The following is a 22,137-nucleotide window of genomic DNA, read 5'->3' as shown; positions in this document are numbered from 1 at the left end:
TTCCCAAACCGACGTTTTATAGATTGCTCTTGAGCGGCCTGGCCGATAACTTCACCTGATTTTTTTGCAGAATTTATTGGGTGAAAAATATGCAAATTGGCTATGTAAGGGTGTCAACAAATGACCAAAATACTGATCTTCAGCGGCAAGCACTCGAACGCGCAGGATGTGAACAGATTTTCGAAGAAAAAATGAGCGGAACAGTGGCAAACCGGCCAGCGCTGAAAAAGCTTCTAAAGACGCTGAAAGAGGGAGATACGCTTGTTGTCTGGAAGCTGGATCGTCTCGGACGCAGCATGCGGAATCTCGTGCTGCTGGTGGATGAACTCCGGCAGCGCGGCATCCATTTTAAAAGCCTCACAGATAGCATCGATACATCAAGTCCGATGGGGCGCTTCATCTTTCATATCATGTCAGCGCTGGCAGAAATGGAGAGAGAGTTGATAGTGGAGCGCACCCGGGCAGGGTTGGCCGCAGCTCGTGAGAAAGGACGAATCGGCGGGAGGAGGCCAAAGCTCACCCAGGAACAATGGGCGCAGGCGGGGCGACTGATAGCGAAGGGTGTAGACAGGAAGCAGGTAGCGATAATTTATGACGTGGCAGTGTGTACGCTTTATAAAAAGTTTCCAGCAGGGATAAAGCTGTAATGGTAAGGCTGCCGCAGTATGCTCGACTGCCTTACTATGCTTAAAGCGCAACTTGGCAAACGGTCGGGAAATCTGAAACAAGGGGTTTACAGGCTTAGTAAACAAAGAACCCGGCTTTGCCGGGTTCTGGTTGTTAAGCTGCTTTCTTAACTGGTTTCTTCTTTGCTGCTCTCTCATTAATGTCATCAATGAGTCCACGCAGCCTATATGAGTTTAAAAGAAGGTTCTGGAGTGTTTTGTTCATAGCGTATGTGCTCCTGCTCGGGTTACTACCAATTATTGGGTTGAATTCCGTGGTTAACGACCTGTTCATGAGCCTCTAAGGACTTCTTCAAATCCTTCTGCTGAACAGCCATCAAAAGACTTTCTGCATACATGATGCCTTGGCGGATATTCATCAAGCCCACACTGGCTCCAGCGGCATCAAGATCGTGTTTTTCAGTTACAAGACGCTCGATCTCATGATTAAGAGCTTCTGCGCCTTCCTTCATTTTAGCCAATGTATCCTTAAGCTCTTCAAAACTCGGATTTGTCAGCTCATAAAGACCTTCCATACCATGAACTGAAAAAAGTGATCCTAACGATTCCAGTGCATAGACAATCGACGCAATAGCCTTGTCATATGCATCCTTTTCTTCTTGTAACATTGTAGATCCTGACCGTGTGTATGCAGTTTAAAAGTGGTCAATCATCATACTCTCATGATGGGGACAATCAAGATCAATTTCAATAGTCAAAGTCTGATAGTTGTGATAGCGCGCGCCTTTACAACCCTTTCAAAAACAATGCATCAACTGGTCTTAATTTATACACCTAAAATCGGCAAAAGGAATACAAACTTTATGATGATATTTTTCAGTCTGTGTGAACAACGAGAATTATAGTTAACGATTCTCAGTAGGTTAAGCCTAGCACAAGGAAGCGAAAGATATGTGAACTAGGTAATTGTTTTGTAAATCAACAAATAAGAATTCTTATTTGGCATGCTATCCATTTTTCCTGACAGTCGGGAACTCAGCAACCAACCACATATCTGATTCTTCGAACATTTCCTCCAGCATGCGGTTCAGTTTTTCCCGATCGCTTTTGCTTGCATCGCTATTCAAGCCGTTTGCCTGCATCGGCTTCACCTTTACCTCGGCATCAGGGAATATCTGGTGCACCCGCTTCGTCAGCTCGGCCAGGATGATCTCTCTGGCCCCTTGGAGCCCTTCAACATTTCGCTTGTCATAAACCAGTTCAACAAACATACCGATCCTCTCATAAGTGAAAATTGCCTGTGCTTGATCTGTTTTCATAAAAATACTACTGTATATACATACAGTCAATAAGCGAGTGAGGGTGCGTTCATGCCTCGTCAACCGGACATTCGTGCTGCTTTTATTGCGGCCATACAGCAAAACCCGAAGGGCTATCTCTGCCTGCATACAGACAGATTCATCGCTGAACTGCAGGAGAGGCACTGGCATTTCAGCCAGGCGGATGCAAATTCATGGATCGAACGATACCAGCCAGACTTCGCCGATAAGACGACAAACGGAAGTGAGAACCGATACTGGATCCTGCGTAACATGGGGAGGGTTTTCTAATGGGGTTTCCATCGCCAGCCATGGATTACCAAGAGCAGCGCATGACAATAGATGTTATCTGCGGTGTAGATAACAACTGCCGGGTTATTGAAACTTCATGCGGCTGGGCCGTTATAAACGTCAGTCTTAAGCCAGAAGGAGGGGATACGTTGCTGGTTAGCATGGACGGGAGAAACCAGTTCGTGAAGCTAATGGGCCACGCGCTGATCACTCAAGATGGTGAAGCGATAGAAGGGGAAGCTTTGAATGACGTAATGCTACACGGCGTTCTAACACATACACTTAACCAAGTTAAAGACGATAAATCGCCTGTAATGTAGCGTGTAAATGCCGGGGGTTATTCCCCCATTTTTCCCCAATGATTCCCCGTATAAATTTCAAACATAAAAAAACCAGCCATAAGAGGCTGGTTTTCAATGTGTTTTTGGTCGGCACGAGAGGATTTGAACCTCCGACCCCCGACACCCCATGACGGTGCGCTACCAGGCTGCGCTACGTGCCGACGCATAAAAAGAATACTACTCGATTCCGTTTTGAATGCAAGGGAATCTGTCGCTAACTGGTTTATTATTAATCAGTTAGCGATGAAGCGCTTCTCATCCGTCAGGACCTGAAGCAGCAGGCTCAGCTGCGGTTTCTGATCTTTCAACCGTTCACCCTGCAGATTATACGTCTGATAATTCCCGTTGCTGTTCAGAACCAGCGTCAGCTTCGGCGTGGTGACTACCAGCGTATTATTCCCCGCCGCCGTCACCCAGCTGTGGCGGCGCGCGGCGCTGAAGAGATCCTGCCCCTGCGAATACTCGTTTGCTGGTGTGCTGACGTGCAGCAGGCGTTGCATCAGGGTAGTCATCACATCTTTATGCTCGGTGAGCATACTGATGCGCTGCGCCGGGGTGCCAGGCCAGTGGATCACCAGCGGAACCTGCAGATTCGGGCGAGACCAGCTCATACTCTTCGTCTCGTCACCTAGCGGCACGCCATGACCCGCGGTCACGATCACCACGGTGTTGTCCAGCTTGCCCGACTCGCGAAGCGCATCAAGCACGCGGCCTATCTGCGCATCAACATCGCCAGCCGCGCGACCGTAGCGGCGCGCAAAGTCACTCTTATTGCTGTCAGCAAGCGTTGTGCCGTTAAAGGCAACCCATGAGAACCAGCGGTTATCTTCCTGGGCGTAACGCTGCAGCCAGTTTATCCATTGGCTGGCGGTCTGCGCGTCGGACTGTTTTTGCGCCGTCGGCAATGAGAAATCGGACAGCAGCGCCTGGCGGTAGAGCGGGCTGTTAAAGCCATCGGAGGAGAACAACCCTAACTGATAGCCTTGCTGATTCAGCCCGGTGATCAGCGCCGCAGGCGTGCGGGTAGACAGTACGCCGTCCATGTAGCCAGCTGAAATGCCATAGAAGAGGCCAAAGATGCCCGCATCGGCGGTGTTACCGGAGCTCATATGCTGAGTAAACGAGACGTTCTGACTCGCGAAAGCGGCCAGCGCCGGCATCTGCTTCTCGAAACGGGAATAGTTCAGGCCATCGACGGTGATCAGCAGGACGTTTTGCCCGATCCCCATATCGCGGTAGTTCAGGTCACTCAGAGGATACTGAACGCTGACGGCTTCCGGGTTACCCTGCTCGATAAGACGGCGCTGGTACTCCTGCGCATCAAGCAGGCCGTGTTTCTCGAGGAAGCGACGGGCCGTCATCGGGTACGAGAGCGGCAGGTTCGCGCGCTGCATGGTAATAGGGCGATAGAAGTTCGCATCCGCCCAGATATACATGATGTGCGAACTGATAAAGGAGATGAAAAAGAGCGCGGCGACGGGCTTCGCATAATGGCGTCGCCGGGTCAGGCTGCGGAGCTTTTGCCAGCTCCAGGTAGCGAACAGCATCTCAATCAGCAGGATCACCGGGACGCTGATAAACATCAGCTGCCAGTCACGGGCCGTTTCGTTCTGGTCGGGGTTAATCACCAGTTCCCAGACGATGGGGTTGAGGTGCAGGTGGAAGCGGGTGAACACTTCACTGTCGATAAGCAGCAGCGTCATCCCAACCGTCGCAAGGATGGCGGACAAGAACCTCATCAGACGCTGCGACATGACGATAAACGTCAGGGGGAACAGGATCAGCAGATAGGTGGCGAAAACCAAAAAGCTAAAGTGACCCACAACGCTCATCCAGGAGTAGATACGCCCGGTTAGCGTTGTTGGCCAGTCTGCGACAAACAGATAACGACAGCCAATGACCGTCGCCAGCAGAATGTTGAACAGGGCAAACCAGTGCCCCCAGCTGACCATCTGGGAGACTTTTTCACGGTAGCGCTGACGATTCGTCACCATAAACTGTTGTTCGTATCCCTTAATGGGCCGGGTCGTTGCTGACGGACGACTGTAAAGCCTGGGCGAACGATTTTGCGATCGCCTGACGCTGAGCCGGAGCAACGCTGGTGTTAATCAGGTTGGTGACCATATTTCCCAAAACCATCAGGGAGAGATCGGTCGGCGTTTTATGTTTTTCCAGTACGTTGACCAGCTCACTGAGCAGTTGTTCAACGTGTTCATCACTGTAGCGGGAATGTTGTGGCATAAATCAAAATCAGTTTGTTGATGAAAGGGCAACATATTACCGTAGCAACAGCTTTTTTTCCCCTTTTTTATCTGTTGTTGCACACATGTCCTGGTGGTGGTTGAATACCGCCCGGTCTAAAAGGAGAGTTTATCATGAGTCTGGAAATCAACCAGATTGCCTTGCACCAGCTTATCAAGCGTGATGAGCAAACCCTTGAAGTGGTGCTGCGCGATTCGTTACTGGAACCCACGGCGACCGTGGTGGAGATGATGGCAGAGCTGCATCGCGTCTACAGCGCCAAAAATAAAGCCTATGGTCTTTTCAGCGAAGACAGCGAACTGGCCGATAGCCTGCGCCTGCAGCGCCAGGGTGAAGAGGATTTCCTGGCGTTTAGCCGTGCGGCAACCGGGCGTCTGCGCGACGAGCTGGCTAAATATCCGTTCGCCGACGGCGGGATTGTCTTGTTCTGCCACTACCGCTATCTGGCGGTCGAGTATCTGCTGGTTACCGTGCTGAATAACTTAAGCAGCATGCGCGTGAACGAGCAGCTGGATATCAGCTCGACGCATTATCTGGACATTAACCATGCGGATATCGTGGCGCGTATTGATTTGACCGAGTGGGAAACCAACCCGGAGTCGACCCGCTACCTGACTTTCCTGAAGGGACGCGTGGGCCGCAAAGTGGCGGATTTCTTTATGGACTTCCTCGGCGCCAGTGAAGGGCTTAACGCCAAAGCGCAGAACAAAGGGCTGCTCCAGGCGGTTGACGATTTCACAGCAGAAGCGCAGCTCGATAAATCTGAGCGCCAGACGGTGCGTCAGCAGGTTTACAGCTACTGCAACGAACAGCTGCAGGCAGGGGAAGAGATTGAGCTGGAGTCGCTGTCAAAAGAGCTGGCGGGCGTCAGCGAAGTCAGCTTCCAGGAATTTACCGCAGAAAAGGGCTATGAGCTTGAAGAGAGCTTCCCGGCGGATCGCAGCACGCTGCGTCAGTTAACCAAGTTTGCCGGCAGCGGCGGTGGGTTAACCATCAACTTTGACGCGATGCTGCTGGGTGAACGTATCTTCTGGGATCCGGCCACCGATACGCTGACCATTAAAGGTACGCCGCCGAACCTGCGCGATCAGCTTCAGCGCCGCACCTCGGGTGGGAAATAACAGCCATAAAAAAACCCCGCAGAAGCGGGGTTTTTTTCGACAGGTTTGCGATTATGCGCGAACGAAGTCGATGTGAGTCAGTTTTGGCTTGAACGCGTGACGCTGAACAGCCTGAACTTTCACTTTTTCTTCTTTACCGCCAACAACGATGGTCAGAACTTCGCTGTAGAATTCAGCTTTGGTCTGCAGGTTCCACAGTTTGTCGTGATCCAGTTCGATTGCAACTGGAGCAGCTTCGCCACCGTAAACGATAGCCGGGAACTTGTTAGCGGTACGCAGGCGGCGGCTCGCACCCTTACCCTGCACGTTACGTACTTCTGCTTCGATAGTGAACATTGATTTCTCTCTGTATTTAAAACCCTACTACAGGCGACCCAGCAGCAGGTGAGTGTTCTGCCTCACGGATGTGAAGCGGGCGGCATTTTATACTCAAATGCCCCTCACATCAATGAAAAGTCCCGCTAACCGCGCAATTCGTTGGCGCGACGGAAGCGACCTTCGTAGTCAAAGAGCTTCTCGCGCACCTGCCAGAACTGGCCTTTTTTACGGGCGACGACAAAATCCGGATGGCGCAATAGCATCTGCTGGCGCACGATATCGGCCACGGTGCTCCAGCGCAGGGGCACGCCCGGCGTGCGGGTATGCGGGCGGATAAACAGCTGTTCGAAGGCCATTCGCTGGGCAGGCGTCTGAACCCGGAAGCGCTCGCTGACGTCCGCCCCGTCTTCGTCGTAATAGGTGATTTTCAACCACTCGCCTTTTTCATCGGCGCCGGGCTGCAGCGCCATGCCGGAACAGCGCAGCACCAGGGCATCTTTCAGCTTTAGCGCCGCTTTCAGCATGTCGTCCGGGTCAACCAGCACCGCGTCGCATTCCCGGCAGCGGCGGGCGGCAATGTCGTTTTCGGCGTTGCACTGCGGGCAGTTTTTGAACCGGAAGCGGAAATCGCACTGCTCGCGATGCCCGTCATCATCTTCAAACCAGCCCTGACAGCGGCGGCCAAAGTGTTCGATCAGCGTACCGTCGGCGGTGGTTTTTCCCCAGAAGGTGTTGGCAAACCCGCAGGCAGGGCAAAAGACCTGCACGGGCACGTTGTCGCTTTTCCCTTTTGGCGCGCCGACCTCAGGCGTATAGAGATCGTGCGGGTTACCGGCATAATCCAGAATCAGGCAGTCGGTTTTTCCCGGGGCCAGACGCAGGCCGCGGCCAACAATCTGCTGATACAGACTGACCGATTCGGTCGGGCGCAAAATGGCGATCAGGTCGACGTGCGGGGCGTCAAAGCCGGTGGTCAATACCGACACGTTTACCAGATAGCGGAACCGCTGGGCTTTAAAGGCGTCAATCAGGCCGTCGCGCTCCGGGCCGGGCGTTTCGCCGGTGATTAACGCCGCGTCGCCGGCGGGCAGTAATCCGGTGATTTCACGCGCGTGCTCAACGGTGGCGGCAAAGATCATTACCCCCTTGCGCGTCGCGGCGAACTCCTTAATCTGGCTGATAATATGCGGCGTAATACGCTTCTGCTTTTTCAGCTCCTGATTGAGATCCGCTTCGCTGAATAAGCCGTTGCTCTGTGCCTGCAAACGGCTGAAATCGTACTGCACCACCGGCATATCCAGCCGTTCAGGCGGCGTCAGGTAGCCATGTTTAATCATGTAGCGCAGCGGAAGTTCGTAAATGCAGTCGCTAAACAGGGCTTTGTCATCACCGCGAACCATGCCGTGATAATGATAGCGATAGATCCAGCCTTTCCCCAGGCGAAACGGGGTCGCCGTCAGGCCCAGCAGGCGCAGGTGAGGATTCACCGCTTTCAGGTGAGCCAGGATTTGCTGGTACTGGCTGTCGTCGTCATCGCTGATGCGGTGACACTCGTCGACGATCAGCAGCGAAAATTCGCTGCGAAACAGCTCCAGATTGCGCGCCACCGACTGCACGCTGCCAAAAACCACTTTGCCGTGGCTCTCTTTGCGCTTCAACCCGGCGGCGAAAATATCGGCTTCCAGCCCAAGCGCACAATACTTGGCGTGGTTTTGCGCGACGAGCTCTTTAACGTGCGCCAGCACCAGCACGCGACCGCGAGCCAGACGCGCCAGTTCGGCGATGACCAGGCTTTTGCCTGCGCCGGTCGGGAGCACAATCGCCGCCGGCTCGCGATGTTTACGGAACCAGGCGAGGGTGGCGTCAACGGCTTCCTGCTGATAGGGACGAAGTGTAAAAGTCATGGGGTCTCGGTTTCGTTATTTCGCACATAGTATGCCACGAAACTTTTTCCCTTGAGTGGCGCAACCAGACCATTATACTGAACCGTTCCAGACTGCTTCTTTTTTCGGACCTGTTGTCCGACTTCCAGCACCATTAAGGCTAAAAAGATTTCATGCGACTTGATAAGTTTATCGCTCAGCAACTCGGCGTAAGCCGCGCTATTGCCGGGCGTGAAATTCGCGCCAGCCGCGTTACCGTGGATGGCGACATTGTGAGAGACAGCGCGTTCAAACTGCAACCTGACCATCAGGTGGAGTATGACGGCAATCCGCTGACCCAGCAGCACGGTCCGCGCTACTTCATGCTCAATAAGCCGGAAGGCTACGTCTGCTCAACGGACGATCCCGATCACCCGACGGTGCTCTATTTCCTCGACGAGCCGGTGGCGCACAAGCTGCACGCCGCAGGTCGACTCGACATCGACACCACGGGTCTGGTACTGATGACCGACGACGGGCAGTGGTCGCATCGCATTACTTCCCCGCGTCACCACTGCGAGAAAACCTATCTGGTCACGCTGGAGTCGCCGGTGTCGGATGACACGGCAGAGAAATTCACGAAAGGCGTTCAGCTGCATAATGAAAAAGATCTGACCAAACCCGCCGTGCTTGAGGTGATTACGCCGACGGAAGTCCGTCTGACCATCAGCGAAGGGCGTTACCATCAGGTGAAACGTATGTTTGCCGCGGTGGGGAACCACGTTGTTGGCCTGCATCGTGAGCGGATTGGTGCGATCGAACTCGATCCCGACCTGGCGCCAGGCGAATATCGCCCGTTAACGGAAGAAGAGATCGCCAGCGTCGGTCTGCCTTCGCACTAATTTCAGGAGAGCTCTGTGACCACCAGGCCACACTCGTCGTTCAAAATCGTCTTCATTCTTGGCCTGCTGGCCATGCTGATGCCGCTGTCTATTGATATGTACCTGCCCGCGCTGCCGGTCATTTCCGCGCAGTTTGGCGTTCCGGCGGGCAGCGCACAGATGACGCTCAGCACCTATATTCTCGGCTTTGCCCTCGGCCAGCTGTTTTATGGCCCGATGGCGGACAGCCTTGGACGCAAGCCCGTTATTCTGGGCGGGACGCTGGTCTTTGCAGCCGCAGCGGTTGCCTGCGCGCTGGCGCAGACCATCGATCATCTGATTATCATGCGCTTCTTCCACGGTCTGGCGGCGGCAGCGGCAAGCGTGGTGATTAACGCCCTGATGCGCGATATCTACCCGAAGGAAGAGTTCTCCCGCATGATGTCGTTCGTGATGCTGGTGACGACGATTGCGCCGCTGGTGGCCCCGATGGCCGGTGGTGCGGTGCTGGTGTGGTTTAGCTGGCATGTGATTTTCTGGATACTGGCCCTGGCCGCGCTGCTGGCCTCGGCGATGATTTTCTTCTTTATTGATGAAACGCTTCCCGTCGAGCGCCGTCAGAAATTCCACATCCGAACCACAATCGGCAACTTTGCCTCGCTGTTTCGCCACAAGCGCGTGCTCAGCTATATGCTGGCAAGCGGGTTCAGCTTCGCCGGGATGTTCTCCTTCCTGAGCGCCGGGCCGTTTGTCTACATCGAGCTGAACCACGTTTCGCCGCAGCACTTTGGCTACTATTTCGCGCTTAACATCGTCTTCCTGTTCATCATGACCATCATCAACAGCCGTTTTGTCCGGCGGGTGGGGGCGCTGAACATGTTCCGCGCCGGGCTGTGGATCCAGTTTGTGATGGCTATCTGGCTGGTGGTTAGCGCGTTTCTGGGCGTGGGCTTCTGGGCGCTGGTGGTCGGCGTAGCGGCCTTTGTCGGCTGCGTGTCGATGGTGTCATCTAATGCGATGGCGGTGATCCTGGATGAGTTTCCGCATATGGCGGGCACCGCCTCTTCCCTGGCGGGGACGTTCCGCTTCGGCATCGGCGCTATCGTTGGCGCGTTGCTTTCAATGGCCACCTTTACGACGGCATGGCCCATGCTGTGGGCGATGGCTTTTTGCGCAACCAGCTCGATACTCTTCTATCTTTACGCCAGTCGACCGCGAAAAGCGGCCCACTAAAACACAGAGAAGGCCCGGCAGGGCCTTTTTTGTTGATGCATATCAACCAAACCCCCGTTCGTTTATTCCGTGTTTGTTTATTTTATGTAAAATCTATTTGTGTAAAAAGTCACATCATTGTATTCAAAAAGGTTGAGTTAGATCGCAGAAACGGGTACATATAGCGCCGACGCGAGCCAGGAAACGGATAAAAAAGCGCTGAATAGTGCAGGCTGGCGATGATGTGTTACTATAAATGTAAATAAATTGTGAAGTAAATTTTGCTTCCGGGGAACGAACGTGAATACATTACAACTCTCCATTGTCCATCGCTTGCCCCAGAGCTATCGCTGGTCGACGGGTTTTGCAGGTTCGAAAGTTGAACCGATTCCGCAAAACGTCGCGGGCTGTGAAAACTGCCTTGTGGCACTCAAGCTGCTGAGCCCGAGCGACGAAAATGCATGGCGGGTGATGGAGCGTCTCAGTCAGGCCCTGACGGATATCGAAGTGGACAGCTCCGTGCTGGAGTGTGAAGGTGAGCCGTGCCTGTTTGTGAAGAGCCAGGACGAGTTTGCCGCCACCTGCCGTCTGAAGAATTTTGGCGTTGCCATCGCGGAGCCTTTCTCCGGCCAGTACCCGTTCTGACCGCTAGTCTGCCGACAACAGCTGGCGCGTGTAGCGCTGCGTTGGCGCGCTAAATACGCGCTGACACTCACCCTGCTCGACCACTTCTCCCTGTCGCAACACAATCACCTGATGGCATAGCGCCCGCACCACCTGAAGATCGTGGCTGATAAAGATATAGGCCAGCCTGTGCTTTTCCTGCAGCCCTTTCAGCAGGGCCAGGATCTGCGCCTGAACGGTTCTGTCCAGCGACGACGTCGGTTCATCCAGAATAATCAGCTCCGGCTTCAGGATCAGCGCGCGGGCAATGGCGATACGCTGGCGCTGCCCGCCGGAGAATTCAGCCGGATAGCGGTGGCGCGTCCCGGCATCTAAGCCCACTTCGGCCATCACCCGCATAACTTCCTGCTCTCGCTGCTGAGCGTTCAGGCCGGGTTGATGTACGCGCAGACCCTCTTCGATAATCTGTAACACGCTGAGCCGTGGATTAAGCGAGGAGTTGGGATCCTGAAATACCACCTGCATGCGGGGCCGCACGGGCAGCATCTGGCGGCGGTTCCAGCGGTGCAGCGGCATATCGTCAAAGAGGATCTCGCCCTGCGAGGCAATTAAGCGCAGCAGCGCCAGACCGGTGGTGCTTTTGCCCGAACCGGATTCACCCACCAGCCCCAGAGATTCTCCCGGGCGCAGCGAGAAGCGGATGTGTTTCAGCACCGGATTCTGGTCGACGATGCGTCGCAAAATACCTTTGCGGATCGGGAACGAGACGGACAGATCCTCAACGCGCAGCAGCGGCGTGCTGTCCGCATCGAGAGGAATCGGGTCGCCGGAGGGTTCGCTGTCGAGCAGGCGCTGCGTATAGGGGTGCTGTGGGGCACTCAGCAGCGCGGACGCCGTATTCTGTTCAACACAGCGTCCGTTTTGCATCACCGCGATGCTGTCGGCCAGCTTTCTCACAATGCTCAGGTTGTGCGTTATAAACAGCAGGCTCATGTTCAGCTCGTCACGCAGCTCCCGCAGCAGCGTCAATATTTGCGCCTGTACCGTCACGTCCAGCGCCGTTGTAGGCTCGTCGGCAATCAACAGCTCGGGTCGCGTGAGCAGTGCCATGGCGATCATCACGCGCTGGCGTTCGCCGCCGGAGAGCTGGTGCGGAAAATCATTCAGCCTTTTGGCCGCGTTGCGTATGCCTGTTCGCTCCAGACAGTCCAGAATTTCTCCCCGCGCGGCCTCTTTGCGCATCCCCCGGTGCAGGGAGAGCACTTCATAGAGCTGTTTCTCCAGGCTGTGCAGCGGGTTGAGGGAAACCATCGGCTCCTGGAAGATCATGGCGATTTTGTTGCCGCGAATGCCGCGCAGGGTATGCTCGTCGGCATGCAGCAGCGAGCTGCCGTGAAACAGAATATCCCCTTGCGGGTAGCTCACCGGTGGGGACGGCAACAGACGCAGGATAGAGAGTGCCGAAACGCTCTTGCCTGAACCCGACTCGCCCACCAGGGCCAGCGTTTCCCCGGTCTGGATCTGCAGCGACAGGTCGGTGACCACGTTGCGCGTCTCGCCTTGCTTTGAAAAAGCAATCGACAGGTTATCAATACTGAGAAGAGGCTGGGGCATTTTATACCGCCTTGTTCGGATCGAAGGCATCGCGCACGGCTTCGCCAATAAAAATCAGCAGTGAAAGCAGCACGGCCACGGAAAGAAAGGCGGCGATACCTAACCACGGTGCCTGCAGGTTGTTTTTGCCCTGTAGCAGCAGTTCGCCGAGCGACGGGGAACCCAGCGGTAGCCCGAAACCAAGAAAATCCAGCGAGGTGAGGGTGGTGATCGAGCTGCACAGAATAAACGGCAGGAAGGTGAGCGTTGCCACTACCGCGTTTGGCAGCATGTGGCGGAAGATAATCCCCCGGTCGCTCACGCCAAGCGCCTGCGCGGCGCGTATGTAGTCGAAATTGCGGGTGCGCAGGAACTCCGCGCGCACCACGCCCACCAGCGCCATCCAGCCGAACAGGACGGTGATGCCTAACAGCCACCAGAAGCCAGGCTGCACCACGCTGGAAAGCAGGATGATCAGAAACAGCGTTGGCATGCCTGACCAGACTTCAATAACCCGCTGGCCCCACAGATCAATTTTCCCGCCGTAGTAGCCCTGAACGGCGCCCGCCACGACGCCCATTACGCTGGAGAATATTGTCAGCATCAGCCCAAAGAGAAGCGAGATTCGCGTGCCATACAGGATGCGCGCCAGCACGTCCCCGCCGTTAGCATCCGTTCCCAGCCAGTTTTGTGCGGAGGGCGGGGAAGGGAAGGGGGATGTGGTAGCGAAGTTAATGCTGTTGGCGCCAAAGCGCACCGGCGCCCAGAGCGCCCAGCCGTGCTGTTCGATCTGCTGGCGAAGCCACGGATCCTGATACTCCGCCGGTGTTGCAAACGGGCCGCCGAAGTCGCTTTCGCTGTAACTGGCGATAACCGGCACGTACCAGCGGTCGTTAAAATGCACCAGCAACGGCTTGTCGTTGGCGATCAGCTCCGAACACATGCTTAAGGCAAACAGCACGGCAAAAATCCACAGCGACCAGTAGCCGCGGCGGTTGTGGCGAAAGCGGGCCCAGCGGACCTGGTTGACGGGGCTTAAACGCGGCATCAGCGGCCCTCAAAATCGATTCGGGGATCGACCAGCGTATAGCTGATATCACTGATGATATTCAGCAGCAGGCCAATCAGGGTGAAAATATAGAGTGTGCCAAACATCACCGGATAGTCGCGAGATACGGTAGCCTCATAGCCCAGCAGCCCCAGGCCGTTAAGCGAGAACATCACCTCTATCAGCAGCGAGCCGGTAAAAAACATGCCGATGAACGTGGCCGGAAATCCGGCGATCACCAGCAGCATAGCGTTGCGGAACACGTGTTTCCACATGATCTGCTTCTCGCTCACGCCCTTGGCGCGGGCCGTGACGACGTACTGTTTACGAATTTCATCGAGAAAGGCGTTTTTGGTCAACATGGTCAGGGCCGCAAACCCGCCGATGACCGTGGCCAGCACCGGCAGCGTGATATGCCAGAGATAGTCGGTGATTTTCTGATACCACGGCAGGGAGCTGAAATCGGCGGAGACCAGCCCCCGCAGCGGGAAGAGGTCGAAATAACTTCCCCCGGCAAAAAAGACAATCAGCAGGACGGCAAACAGAAACGCCGGAATGGCGTATCCAATGATGATGAACGTGCTGCTCCAGATATCGAAGCGGCTGCCGCTATACACCGCTTTGCGGATCCCGAGCGGTATCGAGACCATATAGATAATCAGCGTTCCCCACAGCCCCAGCGTTATCGAAACCGGCAGGCTTTGCTTGATCAACGTTAATACTGACGCACTGCGAAACAGGCTGTCGCCAAAATCAAAGCGGATGTAATCCCAGAGCATCTTGAAATAGCGCTCGTGAATCGGTTTGTCAAAGCCGTAGCGGTGGGTGATCTCGGCGATCACCTCCGGATCCAGCCCGCGTCCGCCGCGATAATGGCTTTCGCTGATATTCCCTACGCCGGTTCGCGCATGGCTCGCCCCCATCCCTTCACCGCCGCCGCCCGGCATGCCGCCGCTGTTGCCAAATTCAATGGCGGCAATTGCCTGATCGACCGGGCCGCCGGGGGCGATTTGCACGATAAAAAAGTTAATCGTGATGATGGCCCACAGGGTGGGGATAATCAGCAGGAGACGACGGAGAAGATAGGCACCCATGATGATTCCTTATCGGCGCTCAGCGGGAAGTCTGGCGGCTTTGTTAACGTCATACCACCAGGTATCAAAGCCCAGGGAGTAGACAGGGCGCACGGCAGGCACGGAGAACTTGTCCCAGCGCGCAAGGCGATCTTCGCCCATATACCACATCGGCAGCATGTAGTAGTTCCAGGTTAAGACCCTGTCGAGGGCGCGCCCGAGCGGCAGGAGCTTTTCTTTATCCCCCTGCGCCGCCACTATTTTCGCAATCAGCGCGTCAATCGCCGGGCTTTTTACCCCCGGCGCATTGTAGGAGGAGTCAATGTAGCTGGAGGCCCAGGAAATTTGCAGGTCCGAGCTGGGCCACGGCTGGGCGGGCCACAGGCGCTGCATCATGTCGTAATCACGGCTGCGCATGCGGCTGGTGATCTGCGCGTTATCGACCTGGCGAATGTTCATGGTCACGCCCAGCCGCTCAAGGTTGTGCTTAAACGGCAGTACCCACTGATCGTTGCCCCCGGACGAGAGCAGCAGCTCAAAGCTGAGAGGCTTGCCCGTTTTGGCATCCACACGCTTTTGATTTTTCAGGTGCCAGCCCGCGTCATCCAGCAGTTTGCTGGCTTTCAGCAGATTGTCGCGGTCGTAACCGTCACCGTTCGACGCGGGCGGCTGAAACACGGTGGTGAACACCTGCGGCGGCAGCTCCGCTTTCAGCGGCGCCAGCAGAGCCAGCTCGTCGGCTTTCGGGTAATCGCGCGCGGCATATTCGGTGTTCTGGAAATAGCTATTCGCACGGCTGTAAGCCCCGTAAAACAGCGCTTTGTTCATCCACTCAAAATCAAAGGCCAGGGAAATGGCCTCACGCACCCGGCGGTCATTAAATACCGGACGCTGAATATTAAACGCCAGCCAGCGGGTGTCCTGGGCAGACTCATTTTTGTGCTCGTCTTTGACGATATAGCCTTTGGCGAAATTTTTGCCTATATAGCGTGTCGCCCAGTTTTTGGCGCTGCTCTCGACGCGTAAATCGAAAGCGCCGGCTTTAAATGCTTCAAACGCCACGTTATCGTCGAGGTAGTAATCATAGCGAAGCGTGTCGAAATTCCAGCGCCCGCGGTTTACCGGCAGGTCTGCCGCCCAGTAGTCTTTCACGCGAGAGTAAACGACATATTGCCCCATGCGCCAGTCGGTGATGCGGTATGGGCCGCCTGCCAGCGGCGGCGTGGAAAGCGGGTCGCTTAGCTTATGATTTTTCCAGAACGACTCAGGCATCACCGGCAGCGAGAACAGGCTAAGCATGTTCTCTTTGTTCGGTTCGCTTAGCTCGATGCGCACGGTGAGCGGCGCAATGGCTCTGACGGAAGCCCCTTTATACACGATGCGAAACTGGGGGACGCCTTCGATCATGAATTTATGGAAGGTGAACGCCACGTCGCTGGCCTTCACCGGCGTACCGTCGTGAAAACGTGCTCGCGGATTCAGCGAGATTTCCGCCCAGGCGAAGTTATCGGCGTAACGCACGTTCTCGGCAATCAGCGGATAATAGCTGCCGGGCTCATCATCCGAGGTGACGAAGAGCGTATCGTAAAGCGATTCCGTTCGCGCGGCCGCCACGCCGCGCAGGGCGAAGCGGTTGAAGTTGTCGAATGTTCCCGTGGCGGAAAGCGTGACCTTTCCGCCCTTCGGCGCGGCAGGGTTAACGTAATCGAAGTGCGTAAAATTGACCGCATATTTCGGCTCGCCAATCACCGCGAAGGCGATATTTTCTTTGATGGCTTGCGCCTGGCTGGACAGGCTCGTTAGTGCCAACATCAGCAACATGAAGCGCATAAGCATCTCGCGGCGGCTCCCTCTTTTACAGTCCGACTCGGTTAAGCTGAATAATAAGTGACGTCACGGGCAATGTGAAATTAATCAACCCCGGGCGAAATATCAGGCCGCCATTCGCGGAACTGCGCCAGCGGCATCGGGCGGCTAATCCAGTATCCCTGCAGGAAATTAACGCCGTGTTCGCGTAGCCAGGCGGCCTGTTCCGGCGTTTCCACCCCTTCAGCGACGGTCGACATATTCAGTCGTCTTGCCAGCGTCAGGACGGCATCCAGCACCGGCGACGTCACGGTCTCAGTGCCAATTGCATTAACAAAGCCGCGGTCGATCTTGAGATAGTCCATGGTGAAATGCTCAAGATAAATCAGCGCGCTGTGGCCGGTGCCAAAATCATCAATGGCTATCTCAAACCCTTCGTTGTGTAGCCATTCGAAGAGGCTGTTGGCTTCCCGATGATTGAGCATGTCGCGTTCGGTAATTTCCAGCACGATCTGGAAGTAATCCTGCGGCAGTAGCGCTTTGAAGGTGCGCATATCGTCTTTGAAGCTTTCTGCATGCAGATGCCCCGGCGCAATGTTGATGCCCACCTTTGCTCCCGGAGGTAACAGCGTTTGTAACACGGGCGCATCGTGAATGATAAGGTCAAAGAGATGCAGCGTCAGCGGGACAATCAGCTTCTGCGCTTCGGCAAAGTTGATAAACGCGTCCGGCGGAATTTCCCCCATCGTCGGGTGTTTCCAGCGCATCAGCACTTCAAGCCCGGTCATCTGGAGCGATTTAGCATCGACGACGGGCTGATAAACCACATAAAACTGACCGCGCTTAATGGCGCTTAAAATCTCTTTACCCGGGTTGAGGCGAATGCTGAGGATATAGTAATTGAGCGATCCGGCACAAATGCCGCATACCAGCCCGAAGAACAGGGCATAGAGAATTTCATCGCTGGTCCATGCGTCCGCATACAGGTTTATGGTCAGGGGGACGTCTTTCAGCGTCGCGGTTCGGGTCGGCGTTTCGTGCAGATCTTGCGCGTTGACCAGCGTGCCGGACTGCGTTGACAGCGCGTGATCGCCAATGATGATGGCGATGCCGGCAAATTCGTCCTGGCGAGCGGTGTAGAGCAGGTAAGGCGTCAGATTGAGATTCACCGAGGTGAACACGCCTCCGTCCTTCACCAGCGGATTACGGTACCAGATGGCAATCGCGGGCTTGTTGGGCAACATGGGGGTGCCAGGAAGCAACGCCATATCAATCTGTTTGTCGATGTGCAGCTCGGGTATCAGCTCCTCCATCGGGGAATTCATCGGCCCCGTGGCAGAAGAGCAGAACGCCATTTTGTCTCTGACCAGCAGGAATGCGCGAACGTTAACGCTAAAGGCAGCGCGCGAGGTAAGCTCCTGATTGACGTCGTGACAGCTGTTTAACGTGAGCGGCTGGAGCACATCGATAGAATTTTTTAACTCATCGAAATAGCTCTTCATATAGATGCTCACATCGTGGATCAGGGTGTCGAATTTGACTTCCCGCTTGTGGTAGCTCCAGAAAAATTGCAACGAACCCAGGAGCAGGGCGGCGATCAGGCCTGTGATGATGCTGAGGATCAGTATTTTTCGATTGCTGGAGAAATAGCGGGTGAACATAGACGTCGTGATTCCTGAAATGCCGCTGGATGTATTCAGTGTAACGGGCAAAAAAAAACACTGCCGAAGCAGTGCTTTTTTTCATCATATAGCCAGCCAAGGGATAACCAACGATACGATAGTCATATTAACTGCGGGTCAGTACGCGGCGTGCTTCGTTGTAGCGCTTCTTCCAGTACGGTTCATTCATGCTGGAAATGGTCACACCGCTACTGGTGGAGGCATGTACAAACTGGTCATTACCAATGTAGATGCCAACATGTCGACCTGTAGAACCGGCACGGAACAGGACTAAATCACCGGTGCGCAGTTTAGTACGTGAAATCGACTTGCCCATCTCCTGCTGTTCATAGGTTGAACGCGGAAGATCTAACCCAAATTGCTCACGGAACGTACGCTGTACAAAACCGGAACAATCAATACCTGTTTTTGTGCTGCCGCCAAGACGATAGCGCACGCCTTTCCAGTCAGCATACTGGTCCATAATGCGGGACTTCACGTCCAGATTACGTACCATATTTTCAAATTCATCCTGAGAGGCTTGCAGTGACGAGGAATCTTCCATTCCCACAACACGCGTCTCAGGATGCATATTCTTTGCGGTGTTAGATGTACTACATGCAGACAACAGTACCGCGACTGCTATCGCCGGGATCCCCCGTAAGATATATCTCAGAAACGGTTGAGATTTGACCATTTTGTTTATTATCCCTTGAAGTCCTTAACGACAAATATCGTTATAAAAATGCCAAACGTGACGAGACTAATTATCTGTTCACATTGAGACAATTCTTTCTGGTCACATTTGTGGCTCAGCGCACAAAATTATTCGCCATTGAAATAATTATCTCTATGGGGCAAAACGAGTTCGAGATTAACCGATTGCCTGGGGTAATGCGAGAAAAAAAAGCCTTTTTTTTATAAGAAAATGTGATACAGAAAGTAAAAACATGGAAATGCTCAAAATACCGGCAGATCCGCCGCGTAATCGCGTAATTGATTCATTTTTATCATGAATATGATGACGAGAATATGACACTGGGGAAAGATCGCGGCGAGAACGCTATCAGGGATCATGTCTATCCCTGATAGCTCACGTTAATTTAGGTTAGTTATTTGTTTAATTATTGTTGCGCCCTGCCGGGAAGATAGCGATCGAACAGCGCTATTATCCTGTCGCTCAGTGGGGTCATTAAACACCACGGCAGCGCAATCAGCGCCACGGAGAGCGAACCGACGGCAATATCGGTAAACCAGTGAGCGCCAATCATTACGCGCGGGAAGGCAAAAACCACAAAAATAATCAGGGCTATGGCAAAGGCTTTTCTGCCAAAATAGCGAAGCATAATGGCGCAAAAAATAAGCAGCATCATACCGTGATCGCCGGGGAAACTGTCCTTCGACGCATCTTTTGTTGGAATATGCAGCAGTTCGCTGACGCGATAAATATCGGTGAAGAATAGCGTTGGGCTTGAGCGCTTAACCGGAATAATCGCGGTTGCCAGCTGGTTAATGGCGACGGCAAACAGCAGCATTACCAGACCGATAATGAGAATACGCCGACGCCCGGCTTTATCCTCTTTCAGCCAGAAAGAGAGCATCAGGCAGCCCATGGCCAGCAGCGAGAAGCCGTCGAAGGCGCGATTGTTGGTAATTGCCACCAGCCACAGGAACGCGTTGCTCTTCACCAGCTCCTGGTTGAAGAAGTGAAAAATGGCAGAATCCAGCGGGAACCAGAAACCATGATCCGCCGGGATATACCAGGAGAAGAAAAGCGCCAGACCGGCGACATTAAGCAGTAAGATCAGGGGAAATCGAGTTGTCATAACGTTCTGCATAGAGTGAAAACTGGGGCAACGTTAGCCGCCCGAACTTAAACGAATCCTCAACAGGCTGGACTGGAGGGCATTCCAGTCGGCGTTAACCGCACTAATTAACTCTATTCGGCTGTCAGGCGGCGCCACATTCTGCGTTTCAATAAAGAAATCGTCACCCTGACGGTTGATCCTCACCAGCCCGTCTGGGGTGCGCATGATCCCTTTCACGCGATCGACGGGAGCAAGTCGGGCCCACTCCAGGATCCCAATGGTGTCAAAAACGGTTTCAGCATCAAATATCCATCCGCAGGCCTGATATCCCTGGCCGCTGTTCAGGTTACGACGCCACCGCTGATGTTCCGGCAGGCTGAGAGCGGCTAAACCCTGCTTAACCGGATGACTATGCGAATGAGCCGCACTGGCAGGCAGGTCGGTGAGGTTCAGACGAGGCAGGTCAAGCAGGGCGCTATCAATATTCCCCTGGGTGGCCTGCACCCGCATGCGGTTGCCGCCAAAATGCTGCCACCACGCATCCAGCGCGGCCTGGCTTTCTGGCGTGGCGCGATCTTCCTTGTTGGCGACGATAACGTCCGCCGAGGCGAGCTGATCGCGGAAGTTCTCGTTGGCCACCGCCTTGTCATCCAGAAGCTGACGCGGATCGAGCAGGCACAGGGTGGCGCGCAGATCGATCCACGGCTCGTAAACCGGGGCAGTCAGTAAATCGAGGATCTGCTTCGGATGGCCCAGCCCGGTGGGTTCAATCAGCAGGCGGTCAGGTTTGCCCTGACGCAGCAGGGTGTTGAGCCCGACCTGCATCGGCAGGCCATTGACGCAGCACATGCATCCGCCGGGGATCTCTTTAATCATAGCGCCGCTGGATGACAGCAAGGCGCCGTCAATGCCCACCTCGCCAAATTCATTGACCAGCACGGCCCATTTCTCGGCAGGATCTTTATTCGCCAGCAGGTGGAGAATTGAGGTGGTTTTACCGCTGCCGAGAAAACCGGTGATGAGGTTGGTTTTGGTCACGTGCGCTCCAGATGAGAATGGTGATGCTATAACACTATTCTCTCTATCCTGGCGAAAAACGTGACCGATGAGAAGGGGAGGGGCGAACGGAGGCCGAATCCGTTCGCGTTAAGCGCAATAATCGTTAAACATTTAACGTTTCGATAACAGCCTGACGCGCGCCGTGGCGGGTGATGCGCTCATAAGCCTGGCTGACAGCCTCCACAAACGCGCTGTTTTGCGCGAGATCGTGACCAAAGACCTCGCTCAGCCCCAGCAGGGCGTTAACGCGCTCGGCGTCGCTGCTGGCATTGACCATCGTGCGAATTTTATCGCTGAGGGGATCGCGAACGTCAATCGCGTTGCCACGGTCGTCGGTACCGCTGACGTAGCGTATCCAGCCGGCCACGCCCAGGGCCAGCAGAGACCACGGTGTTTTTCGCTCAAGATGAACGCGGATCCCGTCCAGCATTCTCTGGGGCAGCTTCTGGCTACCGTCCATCGCGATTTGCCAGGTCCGATGCTGGAGTGCCGGGTTGGCAAAGCGCTCCAGCAGGCTATCTGCGTAGGCGGTGAGGTCGACATCCTTAATGCGTAACGTGGGCGCCTGCTCGTCCAGCATCAGCCGACGGGCGCCTTCGCGGAACGCAGCGTCCTCCATGCATTCATTAATATGGGCATAGCCCGCGAGATACCCCAGATACGCCAGGAAAGAGTGGCTGCCGTTTAGCATGCGCAATTTCATCTGCTCCCAGGGCAGAACATCCTGCACCATCTGAACGCCCGCTACTTCCCAGTCCGGACGGCCGGCGACAAAATTATCTTCAACGACCCACTGAATGAACGGCTCGCAGCTGATGGCGCACGGATCTTCCACGCCGAGCGCGTCGGTGATTTCCGCCAGTGAGGCCTCCGTCGCGGCGGGAACAATTCTGTCGACCATCGTCCCCGGGAAGCTCACGTGGCTGTCAATCCATTCAGAAAGCGCTGCGGAACGCTTTTGCGCCATGCCCAGCACCGCGTTTTTCACCACGTGCCCGTTATCAGGGATATTGTCGCAGGAGAGCACGGTAAACGCAGGCAAGCCGCGCTCGCGGCGGCGGTGGAGCGCTTCGACCAGGATCCCGGGGGCGGAATGCGGCTCTGAGGGATTCTCAAGATCGTGGATTATCCGGGCGTTGTGCAGATCGAGTTTCCCGGTCGCGGGATCGATGCAATAGCCTTTCTCCGTAATGGTGAGCGACACAATAGCGACCTGAGGCTCGCAAAATTTC

The 22,137-nt window shown here is 54.8% G+C and carries 22 protein-coding genes and 1 tRNA gene; 7 read left to right on the top strand and 16 right to left on the bottom strand.

All coding sequences use genetic code 11. The features are described 5' to 3' along the window. Positions 1–89 precede the first annotated feature (89 nt). Entirely contained in the window at positions 90–647 is a 558-nt protein-coding gene (locus DEO48_RS12580; RefSeq protein WP_109845349.1) for a recombinase family protein, read from the top strand. 269 nt (positions 648–916) lie between these two features. Here DEO48_RS12580 and DEO48_RS12575 read toward each other — a convergent pair whose 3' ends face one another. Both DEO48_RS12575 and DEO48_RS12570 read right to left on the bottom strand, forming a co-directional pair. Then, entirely contained in the window at positions 917–1,294 is a 378-nt protein-coding gene (locus tag DEO48_RS12575) for a hypothetical protein (RefSeq protein WP_047352234.1), read from the bottom strand. A 339-nt stretch (positions 1,295–1,633) separates the two neighbouring features. Next, positions 1,634–1,897, bottom strand: a complete 264-nt coding sequence (locus DEO48_RS12570; protein ID WP_047352235.1) for a DinI family protein — start codon at positions 1,895–1,897, stop codon at positions 1,634–1,636. A gap of 99 nt (positions 1,898–1,996) precedes the next feature. Here DEO48_RS12570 and DEO48_RS12565 point away from each other — a divergent pair, with 99 nt between their 5' ends. Continuing rightward, entirely contained in the window at positions 1,997–2,236 is a 240-nt protein-coding gene (locus tag DEO48_RS12565) for a hypothetical protein (protein ID WP_016240121.1), read from the top strand. Next, a complete protein-coding gene (locus tag DEO48_RS12560; RefSeq protein WP_109845348.1) occupies positions 2,236–2,556 on the top strand; it encodes a hypothetical protein in 321 nt (106 codons plus the stop codon). The genes DEO48_RS12565 and DEO48_RS12560 overlap by 1 nt, the downstream gene beginning before the upstream one ends. 105 nt (positions 2,557–2,661) lie before the next feature. Here the strand turns inward: DEO48_RS12560 and DEO48_RS12555 are convergent. From DEO48_RS12555 to DEO48_RS12545, 3 genes are all read right to left on the bottom strand, one after another. Beyond that, positions 2,662–2,738: transfer RNA gene (locus DEO48_RS12555), tRNA-Pro, on the bottom strand. 72 nt (positions 2,739–2,810) lie between these two features. Beyond that, positions 2,811–4,571, bottom strand: a complete 1,761-nt coding sequence (yejM, locus tag DEO48_RS12550; RefSeq protein ID WP_109845347.1) for an LPS biosynthesis-modulating metalloenzyme YejM — start codon at positions 4,569–4,571, stop codon at positions 2,811–2,813. 19 nt (positions 4,572–4,590) lie between these two features. Next, the gene (locus DEO48_RS12545) at positions 4,591–4,818 is read right to left on the bottom strand and encodes a YejL family protein (protein ID WP_008500958.1); all 228 of its coding nucleotides are present in this window, start codon (positions 4,816–4,818) and stop codon (positions 4,591–4,593) included. Between the two features lie 134 nt (positions 4,819–4,952). Here DEO48_RS12545 and yejK point away from each other — a divergent pair, with 134 nt between their 5' ends. Then, positions 4,953–5,960: a nucleoid-associated protein YejK gene (yejK, locus tag DEO48_RS12540; protein ID WP_109845346.1), complete on the top strand. Its 1,008-nt coding sequence runs from the start codon at positions 4,953–4,955 to the stop codon at positions 5,958–5,960. 51 nt (positions 5,961–6,011) lie between these two features. Here yejK and rplY read toward each other — a convergent pair whose 3' ends face one another. Beyond that, positions 6,012–6,296 (bottom strand): 50S ribosomal protein L25, encoded by a 285-nt coding sequence (gene rplY, locus DEO48_RS12535; RefSeq protein WP_008500956.1) that lies wholly within the window; start codon positions 6,294–6,296, stop codon positions 6,012–6,014. 125 nt (positions 6,297–6,421) lie between these two features. After that, on the bottom strand, positions 6,422–8,182 hold the full coding sequence (locus DEO48_RS12530) for a DEAD/DEAH box helicase (RefSeq protein WP_109845345.1): 1,761 nt from the start codon (positions 8,180–8,182) through the stop codon (positions 6,422–6,424). Positions 8,183–8,334: 152 nt separating this feature from the next. Between DEO48_RS12530 and rsuA the strand changes: the two genes are divergently transcribed. The 3 genes from rsuA (at position 8,335) to DEO48_RS12515 (ending at position 10,878) form a co-directional block, all read left to right on the top strand. Then, positions 8,335–9,042, top strand: a complete 708-nt coding sequence (rsuA, locus tag DEO48_RS12525; RefSeq protein ID WP_109845344.1) for a 16S rRNA pseudouridine(516) synthase RsuA — start codon at positions 8,335–8,337, stop codon at positions 9,040–9,042. Positions 9,043–9,057: 15 nt separating this feature from the next. After that, positions 9,058–10,254 (top strand): Bcr/CflA family multidrug efflux MFS transporter, encoded by a 1,197-nt coding sequence (locus DEO48_RS12520; protein WP_008500953.1) that lies wholly within the window; start codon positions 9,058–9,060, stop codon positions 10,252–10,254. Between the two features lie 279 nt (positions 10,255–10,533). After that, the gene (locus DEO48_RS12515; protein WP_045334337.1) at positions 10,534–10,878 is read left to right on the top strand and encodes a YejG family protein; all 345 of its coding nucleotides are present in this window, start codon (positions 10,534–10,536) and stop codon (positions 10,876–10,878) included. Positions 10,879–10,881: 3 nt separating this feature from the next. On the opposite strand, the gene yejF is transcribed toward DEO48_RS12515, so the two are convergent. From yejF to DEO48_RS12470, 9 genes are all read right to left on the bottom strand, one after another. Then, on the bottom strand, positions 10,882–12,471 hold the full coding sequence (gene yejF / locus DEO48_RS12510) for a microcin C ABC transporter ATP-binding protein YejF (protein WP_109845343.1): 1,590 nt from the start codon (positions 12,469–12,471) through the stop codon (positions 10,882–10,884). Position 12,472: 1 nt separating this feature from the next. After that, the gene (locus DEO48_RS12505) at positions 12,473–13,498 is read right to left on the bottom strand and encodes an ABC transporter permease (protein ID WP_109845342.1); all 1,026 of its coding nucleotides are present in this window, start codon (positions 13,496–13,498) and stop codon (positions 12,473–12,475) included. Further along, positions 13,498–14,592 (bottom strand): microcin C ABC transporter permease YejB, encoded by a 1,095-nt coding sequence (locus tag DEO48_RS12500; protein WP_109845341.1) that lies wholly within the window; start codon positions 14,590–14,592, stop codon positions 13,498–13,500. Before DEO48_RS12500 ends, DEO48_RS12505 begins: the two co-directional genes overlap by 1 nt. A gap of 9 nt (positions 14,593–14,601) precedes the next feature. Then, entirely contained in the window at positions 14,602–16,407 is a 1,806-nt protein-coding gene (locus tag DEO48_RS12495) for an extracellular solute-binding protein (protein WP_109845340.1), read from the bottom strand. A 74-nt stretch (positions 16,408–16,481) separates the two neighbouring features. Beyond that, positions 16,482–18,038, bottom strand: coding sequence for a cyclic di-GMP phosphodiesterase (locus DEO48_RS12490; RefSeq protein WP_109845339.1), 1,557 nt, complete (start codon positions 18,036–18,038; stop codon positions 16,482–16,484). 127 nt (positions 18,039–18,165) lie between these two features. After that, the gene (gene mepS, locus DEO48_RS12485; RefSeq protein ID WP_008500946.1) at positions 18,166–18,735 is read right to left on the bottom strand and encodes a bifunctional murein DD-endopeptidase/murein LD-carboxypeptidase; all 570 of its coding nucleotides are present in this window, start codon (positions 18,733–18,735) and stop codon (positions 18,166–18,168) included. A gap of 427 nt (positions 18,736–19,162) precedes the next feature. Further along, a complete protein-coding gene (locus tag DEO48_RS12480) occupies positions 19,163–19,864 on the bottom strand; it encodes a phosphatase PAP2 family protein (protein ID WP_168964392.1) in 702 nt (233 codons plus the stop codon). Between the two features lie 33 nt (positions 19,865–19,897). Further along, entirely contained in the window at positions 19,898–20,884 is a 987-nt protein-coding gene (locus tag DEO48_RS12475; RefSeq protein ID WP_109845338.1) for a GTP-binding protein, read from the bottom strand. A 124-nt stretch (positions 20,885–21,008) separates the two neighbouring features. Further along, positions 21,009–22,137, bottom strand: a 1,129-nt coding sequence (locus DEO48_RS12470; RefSeq protein ID WP_109845337.1) for a mannitol dehydrogenase family protein, incomplete at its 5' end; no start/stop codon positions are given.

The sequence above is a fragment of the Enterobacter sp. CGMCC 5087 genome (assembly GCF_003144775.1).
Classification (GTDB): domain Bacteria; phylum Pseudomonadota; class Gammaproteobacteria; order Enterobacterales; family Enterobacteriaceae; genus Enterobacter; species Enterobacter cloacae_M.
Note: the sequence above shows the minus strand (reverse complement) of the source record. Positions and strands in the feature narration are given on the sequence as shown.

Excerpts from the sequence above, each read along its gene's own strand:
- DEO48_RS12570 (WP_047352235.1), bottom strand. The coding sequence starts at position 1,897 with ATGTTTGTTGAACTGGTTTATGACAAGCGAAATGTTGAAGGGCTCCAA.
- DEO48_RS12565 (WP_016240121.1), top strand. The coding sequence starts at position 1,997 with ATGCCTCGTCAACCGGACATTCGTGCTGCTTTTATTGCGGCCATACAG.
- DEO48_RS12495 (WP_109845340.1), bottom strand. The coding sequence starts at position 16,407 with ATGCTTATGCGCTTCATGTTGCTGATGTTGGCACTAACGAGCCTGTCC.
- DEO48_RS12480 (WP_168964392.1), bottom strand. The coding sequence starts at position 19,864 with ATGACAACTCGATTTCCCCTGATCTTACTGCTTAATGTCGCCGGTCTG.
- DEO48_RS12575 (WP_047352234.1), bottom strand. The coding sequence starts at position 1,294 with ATGTTACAAGAAGAAAAGGATGCATATGACAAGGCTATTGCGTCGATT.
- DEO48_RS12545 (WP_008500958.1), bottom strand. The coding sequence starts at position 4,818 with ATGCCACAACATTCCCGCTACAGTGATGAACACGTTGAACAACTGCTC.
- DEO48_RS12500 (WP_109845341.1), bottom strand. The coding sequence starts at position 14,592 with ATGGGTGCCTATCTTCTCCGTCGTCTCCTGCTGATTATCCCCACCCTG.
- rplY (WP_008500956.1), bottom strand. The coding sequence starts at position 6,296 with ATGTTCACTATCGAAGCAGAAGTACGTAACGTGCAGGGTAAGGGTGCG.
- DEO48_RS12580 (WP_109845349.1), top strand. The coding sequence starts at position 90 with ATGCAAATTGGCTATGTAAGGGTGTCAACAAATGACCAAAATACTGAT.
- yejM (WP_109845347.1), bottom strand. The coding sequence starts at position 4,571 with ATGGTGACGAATCGTCAGCGCTACCGTGAAAAAGTCTCCCAGATGGTC.
- DEO48_RS12490 (WP_109845339.1), bottom strand. The coding sequence starts at position 18,038 with ATGTTCACCCGCTATTTCTCCAGCAATCGAAAAATACTGATCCTCAGC.
- mepS (WP_008500946.1), bottom strand. The coding sequence starts at position 18,735 with ATGGTCAAATCTCAACCGTTTCTGAGATATATCTTACGGGGGATCCCG.
- rsuA (WP_109845344.1), top strand. The coding sequence starts at position 8,335 with ATGCGACTTGATAAGTTTATCGCTCAGCAACTCGGCGTAAGCCGCGCT.
- yejK (WP_109845346.1), top strand. The coding sequence starts at position 4,953 with ATGAGTCTGGAAATCAACCAGATTGCCTTGCACCAGCTTATCAAGCGT.
- DEO48_RS12505 (WP_109845342.1), bottom strand. The coding sequence starts at position 13,498 with ATGCCGCGTTTAAGCCCCGTCAACCAGGTCCGCTGGGCCCGCTTTCGC.
- DEO48_RS12560 (WP_109845348.1), top strand. The coding sequence starts at position 2,236 with ATGGGGTTTCCATCGCCAGCCATGGATTACCAAGAGCAGCGCATGACA.
- DEO48_RS12530 (WP_109845345.1), bottom strand. The coding sequence starts at position 8,182 with ATGACTTTTACACTTCGTCCCTATCAGCAGGAAGCCGTTGACGCCACC.
- yejF (WP_109845343.1), bottom strand. The coding sequence starts at position 12,471 with ATGCCCCAGCCTCTTCTCAGTATTGATAACCTGTCGATTGCTTTTTCA.